This window comes from uncultured Chitinophaga sp., assembly GCF_902168175.1.
GTDB lineage: Bacteria > Bacteroidota > Bacteroidia > Chitinophagales > Chitinophagaceae > Chitinophaga.
This window is the reverse complement of sequence record NZ_CABHOU010000046.1, coordinates 100,913-110,095: the sequence shown is the minus strand read 5'-3', so window position 1 is coordinate 110,095 and position 9,183 is coordinate 100,913. Positions and strand designations below refer to the sequence as shown.

Here is a 9,183-nt window from a genome sequence, read left to right as displayed (position 1 = left end):
CGAACTTATACTCGAACAATTGTTCCGGATCATATTTTGAGAACACCGGCTCAATGCGCGCCAATGCCTCCTGCATGCTAATGGCAGGATTTACCTTGATATTGACGATGCTGCCATGCTGCCTGTTCAGGTACCACATAGAAGGTCTTACGGGTGCATATGGCGATTCCACGATCATATTGCTAATCACCCCAATGATCGTTAACCTGGTGCCATCTACGTCGATGACCGTTCCCACAGGGTTTTTTAATCCCATAAAACTCACCGCCGATTCGTTTATCACCAATGCAAGAGAGTCCGATGCAAGCTGTTTAGAGAAGTTACGCCCCTGTTTAAACTGCCAACCCAACACCGCCGCATATTCTTCCGATACACCCGTTGTCGGGAAATCTACCGCCTGCGAAGGATCTTTCCCGGGCCAACTGATGCCGCCATAGGTACTCCACACACTGGTAGGTGGCGCATCCGCTTCCGACATGTCCACAATCGCACCATTACCCTTCAATTCATCCTTAATCGCTTTAAAATGCTGATGCGTTTTGTCGTTGCGGACGTTGAGCGTTAATAGTCCATCACGGCTATAACCCACGGGCCTGTCCCGCGCATATTGTATTTGTCTGAACACCACCAGGGTACCTATGATGAGGATGATTGAAACCGTGAATTGCACAATAACCAGCGCTTTGCGTGGAATAGCAGCATACCGGCCTGCTTTGAACGTGCCTTTTAAAACTTTTACCGGTTGGAAAGAAGAAAGATAAAAGGCCGGGTAACTGCCCGCCACGATGGCCGTAAAGAAGGACACAGACAGTACGATCGTCCAGAAGGGGACGCTTTTCCATGGGAACGATATCACTTTATCAGCTACCGTGTTGAACAGCGGCAGGGCTAATTGCACGAGTAACAACGCCAGTATAAGACTGAGGAACACTGTTAACAGCGACTCCGTAAAGAACTGCGTCATCAATTGCGAACGCAGCGACCCTGTAGCCTTACGGATACCTACTTCCCGCGCCCTGCGTTCGGAACGGGCAGTACTGAGGTTCATAAAGTTGATACAGGCCAGCAGCAACACAAATACCCCGATGATCCCGAATAACCATATCGTATTAATAAACCCACCTACATTTTTACCGTTTTTGAACGCATCGCGTACATGCCATTTTTCCATCGGGTGAATGAATAGCCTAGGCCTGAACCGGCGCTCGTCTTCCGCAATGTGGTTGTACCTCACGTCCGCGATCTTCTTCGATACTGATTCGATATTTGAATTATCGGCCACCTGCACGTATACCAGGAACGAGTTGTTGCCCCAGGGATTCTGATGCTGTTCTACCCAGGGCATGCGGTTAATGTAGATACGCCAGGAGGCGATATAGTTAAGCTTACCAAACTCAGAGCTGGTTGGGAGGTCTTTGTAAATCCCCTGTACAGAGGCCGTTTGAGCGTTATTGATCTTAATCGCCTTGCCTATCGGGTTTTCCTTTCCGAACAGCGATTCCGCCGTAGAAGCCGAGAGCAATATCGCATCCGGTGCGGCCAGCGCCTTTTTATCGCCCGCTATCATGTCAAGGTCCAGCAGTCCGGGCCCTTCAGGTTCCATATACTTACCCGTTTTAGATAGCCTTTGTTCCCCGTAGGTAATTGTTTCAACAAAATCCCACGAGGCCATTACCACCCGCTTGAAATCGCTGCCATACTCATTGCGCAACGCATCGCCCATCGGGTAGGGCATCGACTGCCAGGTTTGCGTTTCGTTGTTCATCACCTGGTTTTGCATCAGGCGCCCTATTTTATCATAATTGGGGTTGTGGCGGTCGAAAGTCACCTCATCCCAAACCCAAAGGCCGATGAGCAACGCTACCGCCATGCCCGAAGCGAGGCCGCCAATGTTGATGAGCGAGTACCCCTTTCCTTTGAGGAGGTTACGCCAGGCTATTTTTAAGTAGTTGCGAAGCATATGGTGTGGGTTGATCAACAGAGAGGATAATAAAAATATGCCAATAAACGGGTGGGTTGAAATTCAATGGGTTGTGGGGGGAGAGGTGTCCGGTTTTGGGACAGGGGGTGTTCGGAAATGAGAGGGGAGAATGGCAGATCAATTTTGCCAGTTTCCCCAAATCTCCTATCTTCCCTCACCCAAATTAACCATTCCGCGCACAGCAGTAAAACCGATTAACACCAAATTTATATCCTACGATGAACTTTTCATTCCCCAAACACGACACATCCGTCGCGTTTATTCCGTCGCCACACGGCGATCCGGCGTTGGCCAGGTATTTAGACGCCAAAGTAATTACAGGCGATTTCGGGACTTTATTCGTACAGCAGGAATCTACCCGGAAGTATGCATTTACGAGGTATCATTTCAGGGTAAGGCAGCATACGACTTTTCATTTATTGGCTGAGGAGCCGATGGTGGTGCTTATCTATACTTTAGTAGGCGGTGATCTGCCGTTCTGGATACAAGACTTTGGGGAAACGCGCCTGATGAAAGATCACTATCACCTTTACTATTTTTCAGCCGGCCAGCATGATATTATTATGAAGGAAGGTGAGCATACCACATTCCAGGTATTACTTTCAGAGGAGATGCTGGAAGAAATGCAGGATGAATGCCCGGAACTCCGGGAAGCCTACAAGCGCCTGAAAGAAAAATCACAGAGTAGCTGTTGCTTCAGGGATCTAAGGCTGGCTTATAAGGTCAAAAGGCAGATAAATGGACTTTGTAAGAAAGAGCAGACAGGATTTCAGCGGAGGGCAGCGATTGATACGTGCATTACAGACCTATTGTTAGTATATGCTGAGCAGATAAAGGCAAAAGTTAAACTTACGAAGTCGAAGTACAACGTAGATAGTATCAGCGATGAAGTATTGAAGGAGGCCCAATATTTTATCTCAGAGCCGGAGAATGGATGGCGAAGGTTTCGCGAGTTTGCAGAGTCGTTAGGAATAGCACCCCGTAAAATGTATGAGGCGCTGCGTGACAGATGGAGTTGGCGGGCGCGTAATAGAAAATGCGAGGAAAAAATGGAGAAAGCTAAAAAGCTACTGATAGAAACGCAACTCTCCATCAATGATATTTCGCGGATGTGCGGCTATCACAATGCTTCTAATTTTGCCAAGGAATTCCGCAAGTATACAGGCTGCCGGCCCCTGGCGTACCGAAATGAAAACCGGGGCCAGTAACGGCCCCGGTTTCGCTGAATTTACAATGTATGCTCGTGCACGGTGGTATTGCCAGGCAAGTCAGTAGCGCTGATCACTACCCTTGTACCGGTTAACGAAGGATTATCCTTCGTGGCCGTATACCACCAGCCCGATCGTTCCATTGGCATTGCGGGGCCGCTTTCTATAAGCGTGCCGCTGGCGTCAAATAGTTCGAAAGTTACTGAGGCTACCTTTACATCATCGGTTGCCAACACCATCAGGCGTCCGTCCGGACTTCCTGTGTAATCGATGTTATCTACCGCACGAATCTGGGGCGCGTTCAGAAAGTCGGTTACAGCCAGCTTGTAGATGTTTTTACGGCTACCGACCGCGTCCTCATAAATCGCCTTTTTTAACGGGTTAGTCAATACCAATTCCCCGTACACGAAGGCTCGCTGCATTCTTTGCTGTGCAGCCAGCGTGTTTGGATGCGGATCTCCCGTGCGTTTTTTAGGTGGTTTAGCCATAGTGACTTTACCGTCTTTGTTTTTGAGCACAACCTGGTCAAGATACAGACCACTGGCTCCTGTCGAAATGAAGTTGAAATTTTTCTGTTTCATAGTTTTAAATTTTAAAGGTGAATGATTAAAATAACAATACAAAGGTGCGGGCTGGAAATCTATTCGAGTTATCCTGAAGAGAGAAAAAAGAGTGCTGATAGGAGAATTTTGATGGCGATTGTCGGGTATTAAGATGAAGATGGTAACAATATGATTCACCATCTTAAACTTACGTGATAGTATGTATTGGAGGCGGGGTTGTTGAAAAACACAACGGCCTTTCCTGTTTAGTGGAAAGGCCGTTATCTATAATAAGTTATAGCTAAGTAGCAGACTGGGGAAAAGAGGTGATTCCCTTAAGGGAATAGCATAAATGTTATGTTAGGTAAACGTAGGACTGCGGAGGTGTTATATTGAAATCTCTGGTCAAGCTAAGCGGTTTCTTGTAACGCCTGGTTTTCTTAATTTTTATCGCGTGGGCAACATTTCGCTCAGCAAAATAATCAAAGAAAAATTTTTCCGTGATCCCTGAAAACTCTTTGGTTGCTTCCCAAAGTAACTTAGGTTCCAGGCTAACGATGTTCTCTATCTCGAATTCGCCAATAACCTGTTGTACAGGTGATGACGCATATACCACCACCGTTTTTACATCTGGGTTTTTAAAAATAGCGCGCCTGAATTCAAATTTTTTCACGCCATCAAAAATTTTGAAGGCGTATTCCGGTTTTATAGATAATAGAACTTTCATTTTTTGTAAGCATATTTCGTTATCAGATCAAAGCTTTCCCTCGGAAATTCTTTAAACCCGCGGGGTACGTCGGCAATTGAAGTCATAGCTCCATTGTCGAGCAACCACTTCAGGTTCGGGCGCTTTGGTAACGATGCAACATACAAAAAATTAACAACAAATGGGCGATTGTAAGGGTGGTAGTTCCAGTGTTTTCTCAATTCGTCATCTGTAAAAACACTACGCTTTCTGCAAATTTCAATGAAGTGCGCTTCGTCCCTGATGTCGGTGACTACCGATTCGATAACGCCAATAGTTGTAACAACACTACTGTGCACTTTGGGGTCAGTATCACCTGTTCTATAGAACAGGACAATGTCTCCACTTTGAAACGACTTGTCATGTGAACGGGTAATGAACACTTTACTTAACGCATTGCGGTGTGGCTGGTTTTCTACAAAGTTGGCTGGCGATTCCGTATTGAGTATCGAGTCGGGAAATAGCTCACTATGATACGCTGGGTAGATAGCTACCATATAGAATTTACTTGTCCTGGAAAGGAAGGGATATGTCAATTTAGGATCGCCAATATTCACTCCTTCATTCCGGTCAAAAATCCGAACGTAAACAGCTTCATCTCCTGTGGGCGTTGTCTTGCATCCATGGTGTTTAAATCCCCAATCTTCCAGCAGTGATATAAGTCGTTTTTGCTCAGCTGTTTTGTTAAATATAGTTACATAAATTTCAGTTACACGTTGGATATACGCGTTATCAAATATTATCTTAAGAAATCGTTCACCGAGTTTGTAACCATTACTTGTAACTTTAAAAGTGCCTATCTTTAGTCGCTTCTTTTTTGTAAATACAGGTACAATGTCTGCGTAGTTTTCGTCCTGGCCCTCTACTTTAAGAAACAGGAATGCAGACAGTACATCATTTTGATAACATACATAGGCAATTTCATCGGATTTCCTTTTAAACCAGTTGTCAAATCCATGGTAATCCACTCTGAAACTGTCAAAGAAGCAATCAGATAAGTCGATATCGCCGAAATGTTGCTTTTTAACTGCGAGTACTTTGTAGTTGACAAGCTCAGGGTGCTCGGCCGTCACTTTCTCTAAAAAGGAATCAATTTTGTAAACCTTTTCGGAGATGTTCAGCATGCCGGCTTTTCGGTGAATATGTTTGTCCTCAGAAATCAGAAAGTCAATCCTTCCATGGAATACTTCAGCGAGCAACTTAGAATCTGTGATGTCGTTCGCGGTTTTATCCATTAATTTACTGATCCGGCTAACCTCTCCTTCAAACGGAGCTTGCGTTTTAAGCATATTATAGCTAGCTATCTTGATACTCATTGTCCTGACTGTCGATGGGTCAGTATGCTTTTCGAGTTCGGTAACGGATAGGGGATGGATGCATTTCGTAGCTTGTAGTTTATCAAGCCAGTTAAATAGTATACCAATACCTTCGTTCCGGACTTTTGCTGCTTCTCTGTGAATTATAATGTTCGTATCCAGTAAAACTCTCATCGGACTATTCTATTTGTTGATGCGTATGATTTTAGATTAACACGTCTTTGGCAGATCGTATTTTATATATTAGTCAAATTTTCGCTGACTAACAACGAATGGGTTAAACACGGGCTTAACACTTTTCCGGAATTTTCAGTCTGCTTTTACCTAGATGAAATAGCGTCTGCTTTTGGGTGATCTTTTCTAAAAAAAGCAGCCATCACCTGTCAGTATAAACTGATCCGGGTACCATCGCACAGATAGCCGTAGTATTGATCGTTGGCCGACATGTATTCTCCTATCACTCAATATAAATATTCTGATGCAATAGATTTCCATTATTTTGCGAACAGTCAGCAATCGGCATACAATCCATCTCCGACTTCCGTAAAACCGAAATCCTGATTCTTTTGAACGGTTTTTTATGCGTTGCCCCGCCAGCCGCCGGGTTTAACGATGGGCAAGGTATCCCAAACACCGGGCTGCAAACAACATCTGCCACAACCTCTTCGCGCTTGGTTTCATTACCCGGATAATCCTTTGCTGCCACGCATACCCTGTATCCTCCGGTATATTCCTGGAGCGTTGTTGCCGCATATTCCCAACGTGCGCCTGCCTGCTGTACCGCCATCCCGCTCTCTACCAATATGTTGTTTTGATTATAAATCGACACTGACACCGATTTGACCATAAAATTGTCAATAGCATCTATCCTGATCATATCGCCTGGCAGGCCATTATATTCACTTATATTCAATGCTGTAATTTCCGGGGCATGGAAATAGTCAGATACTGCAAGATTGTGCACACTTTTTGCAGGTGTACTGGCGGCTTTATAAATAGGTTCCAGATCTGGCCGGGCCATCACCATCAGCGCGTAGTCATTGGCTTTTGAAAAACGCAAACGCGCAGCTTCCTGTGCTGGCGTTCCTTTACCAGGACGGGGTGGTGGAGCGGCGCAAATCAGTGTTTCTCCGTTTCGCACTCTTAACACGACATGTTTACCGAATTTACCGGAACAGCCGTGAGAAATCGGATTGAATAGTTTTTGTTTCATCAGTTCGTTTTTTACAAAGTTCCTGTTTGCCCGGTTAATCGAATTATCCTGAAACGGGAAAAAAGAGTGCTGATAGGAGAATTTTCACGACTTACCCCTTTCAATACCCTTTCCAACCCCTCTGCAACCCCTATCAACAATCAGACACCAACGCTTCAACAGCGCTTAAAACACCCTTCCCCAATCCCCGCATTTTAAATATCTTCGCCCTTCAAACCCCCACCCACCATGAACGAACAAGAAGCCGCCGCCTACTGGGAACAAAACGCAGAAGCCTGGACAGCATTATCCCGTGCCGGCTTCGACGTATACCGTGATCATCTTAACACACCGGCGTTCCTGAAAATGCTGCCTGATATTACGGGCCTCAACGGCCTCGATATCGGATGTGGCGAAGGGCATAACACAAGGTTGCTCGCACAGCAGGGCGCCACGCTAACCGGCATCGATATCTCGCCCACATTTATAAAGAACGCGGATGGGGAGGGTATCACCTACCTCGTAGGCAGCGCTACTGAGCTGCCTTTCGAAACAGGACACTTCGATTTCGCTACTTCTTTCATGTGCCTGATGGACCTGCCCGGGCCGTTACCGGCTATCAAAGAAGCGTTCAGGGTTATAAAGCCGGGGGGCTTCCTGCAGTTCTCCATCACCCATCCCTGTTACAATACACCGCACCGAAAAAACCTCCGCCACGGCAACGGACAAACGTACGCGATTGAAGTGGGAGAATATTTCAGGCGGCTGGAAGGCAGGGTAGAGGAGTGGTCGTTCTCGGATGCACCCATGCATATGAAATCGAAGTATCCGGATTTCAAAGTGCCGCTGTTTAATTATACACTGAGTGAATGGGTGAACGCGATCATCACTGCCGGCTTTACGTTGGAGGCAGTGAACGAACCCATGCCGTCGGATGAGGTGGTGAAGGAATATCCGGCGTTGCAGGACGCGCAGGTGGTGTCGTACTTCTTGCATTTCCTCTGCAGAAAGCTTTAATTTGCCGGCATGAAATTGCTCGTACTGCTTTTACTGGTCGCCCCGGCGGCGCATGCGCAACGGTTTACGAAGTTGGAAGAAGAACTCATCTTCTCCGATCCGCCTTTTAAACAATGTCACGCATCTACCATAATAGAAACCCCTGGTAATAAGTTGTTGGTCGCCTGCTTCGGCGGCAGCCACGAAGGCAATAAAGATGTAGCCATCTGGACTACGGAGAAAAACAGTACCTGGAGCAAAACGGTAAAAGTGGCCGGCGACGAAAGCTATCCCTGCTGGAACCCGGTACTCTTCCGTACCCAAAAGGGTAAACTCTTTTTATTCTATAAAGCCGGGCCCAATCCACGGGAGTGGTGGGGACTATATAAAACCTCTGCTAACAATGGCATCACCTGGTCGGAGGCGATCAAACTACCAAACGGGATCCTGGGCCCCATCAAAAATAAACCTGTCCAGTTAAAAGACGGTACTATCCTGAGCCCTACCAGCGTGGAAGTAACGGAAAACCGCTGGCAGGCTTACCTGGAGCGGTCAACCGATGAGGGGCAAAGCTGGCAGGTGACGCCGATCGATACGGCCAGTCCGTTCAGGGTGATACAGCCGAGCGTACTTCAATACGCGAACGGCCGGCTACAGGTACTCTGCCGCAGCAATCAGAACAGGGTAGTAACGTCCTGGTCGGATGATAAGGGACTTAGCTGGAGTAAACTGGATACCACGCAACTGCTGAACCCCAATTCGGGCACGGATGCGGTGACTTTAAAGAGTGGATGGCAACTGATCGTGTATAACCCGGGATTACAGGGGAAAGACTGGTCGAACAGTCGCGGAAAGCTGGCGGTGGCGGTATCTAAAGACGGAATAACCTGGAAAGATGTGCTGCTGCTGGAAAATGGCGACGATCGGAATGAATATAGCTACCCGGCGGTCATTCAAACGAAAGACGGGCGTATACATATTACGTACACCTTTAACCGTAAGAACGTGAAACATGTGGTGTTAAGAGAAGATAAAAAAGCCGGAACTGATCAGGTCCCGGCTCTCTCCCAGCATTGATCAGACACCGGGAAGTTTCGAATTTGCCTTAAGCCGAAGACACATTAAAAGCAATACAATTTATTTGTTATAATGAGCAAGTTGTGTTAAACAGCTGTTAATGAGAATCAGCCAATCAGGGTACGC

8 protein-coding genes are annotated in these 9,183 nt (G+C 46.5%); 3 read left to right on the top strand and 5 right to left on the bottom strand.

Annotated elements, in window-relative coordinates; translation table 11 throughout:
• A partial coding sequence (locus QZT80_RS09895) for an ABC transporter permease (RefSeq protein ID WP_295121234.1) occupies positions 1-1,960 on the bottom strand: 1,960 nt, incomplete at its 3' end.
• Positions 1,961-2,199: 239 nt separating this feature from the next.
• On the opposite strand from QZT80_RS09895, the gene QZT80_RS09890 reads away from it, so the two are divergent.
• On the top strand, positions 2,200-3,189 hold the full coding sequence (locus QZT80_RS09890) for a helix-turn-helix transcriptional regulator (protein WP_295121231.1): 990 nt from the start codon (positions 2,200-2,202) through the stop codon (positions 3,187-3,189).
• Positions 3,190-3,209: 20 nt separating this feature from the next.
• Here QZT80_RS09890 and QZT80_RS09885 read toward each other — a convergent pair whose 3' ends face one another.
• From QZT80_RS09885 to QZT80_RS09870, 4 genes are all read right to left on the bottom strand, one after another.
• Entirely contained in the window at positions 3,210-3,770 is a 561-nt protein-coding gene (locus QZT80_RS09885; protein WP_295121229.1) for a hypothetical protein, read from the bottom strand.
• A gap of 316 nt (positions 3,771-4,086) precedes the next feature.
• On the bottom strand, positions 4,087-4,458 hold the full coding sequence (locus QZT80_RS09880) for an ASCH domain-containing protein (RefSeq protein WP_295121228.1): 372 nt from the start codon (positions 4,456-4,458) through the stop codon (positions 4,087-4,089).
• A complete protein-coding gene (locus QZT80_RS09875) occupies positions 4,455-5,966 on the bottom strand; it encodes a PIN domain-containing protein (RefSeq protein ID WP_295121226.1) in 1,512 nt (503 codons plus the stop codon). Before QZT80_RS09875 ends, QZT80_RS09880 begins: the two co-directional genes overlap by 4 nt.
• Positions 5,967-6,249: 283 nt before the next feature.
• Positions 6,250-7,005 carry a hypothetical protein gene (locus QZT80_RS09870; protein WP_295121224.1) on the bottom strand — a complete coding sequence of 252 codons (756 nt, stop codon included), beginning with the start codon at positions 7,003-7,005 and terminating at the stop codon, positions 6,250-6,252.
• 228 nt (positions 7,006-7,233) lie between these two features.
• Here QZT80_RS09870 and QZT80_RS09865 point away from each other — a divergent pair, with 228 nt between their 5' ends.
• A complete protein-coding gene (locus QZT80_RS09865; protein ID WP_295121222.1) occupies positions 7,234-8,001 on the top strand; it encodes a class I SAM-dependent methyltransferase in 768 nt (255 codons plus the stop codon).
• A gap of 9 nt (positions 8,002-8,010) precedes the next feature.
• Positions 8,011-9,057 carry an exo-alpha-sialidase gene (locus QZT80_RS09860; RefSeq protein ID WP_295121220.1) on the top strand — a complete coding sequence of 349 codons (1,047 nt, stop codon included), beginning with the start codon at positions 8,011-8,013 and terminating at the stop codon, positions 9,055-9,057.
• The last annotated feature ends 126 nt before the right edge of the window (positions 9,058-9,183 follow it).

Coding starts and splice junctions, on each gene's coding strand:
- QZT80_RS09890 (WP_295121231.1), top strand. CDS start 2,200: ATGAACTTTTCATTCCCCAAACACGACACATCCGTCGCGTTTATTCCG.
- QZT80_RS09860 (WP_295121220.1), top strand. CDS start 8,011: ATGAAATTGCTCGTACTGCTTTTACTGGTCGCCCCGGCGGCGCATGCG.
- QZT80_RS09875 (WP_295121226.1), bottom strand. CDS start 5,966: ATGAGAGTTTTACTGGATACGAACATTATAATTCACAGAGAAGCAGCA.
- QZT80_RS09885 (WP_295121229.1), bottom strand. CDS start 3,770: ATGAAACAGAAAAATTTCAACTTCATTTCGACAGGAGCCAGTGGTCTG.
- QZT80_RS09865 (WP_295121222.1), top strand. CDS start 7,234: ATGAACGAACAAGAAGCCGCCGCCTACTGGGAACAAAACGCAGAAGCC.
- QZT80_RS09870 (WP_295121224.1), bottom strand. CDS start 7,005: ATGAAACAAAAACTATTCAATCCGATTTCTCACGGCTGTTCCGGTAAA.
- QZT80_RS09880 (WP_295121228.1), bottom strand. CDS start 4,458: ATGAAAGTTCTATTATCTATAAAACCGGAATACGCCTTCAAAATTTTT.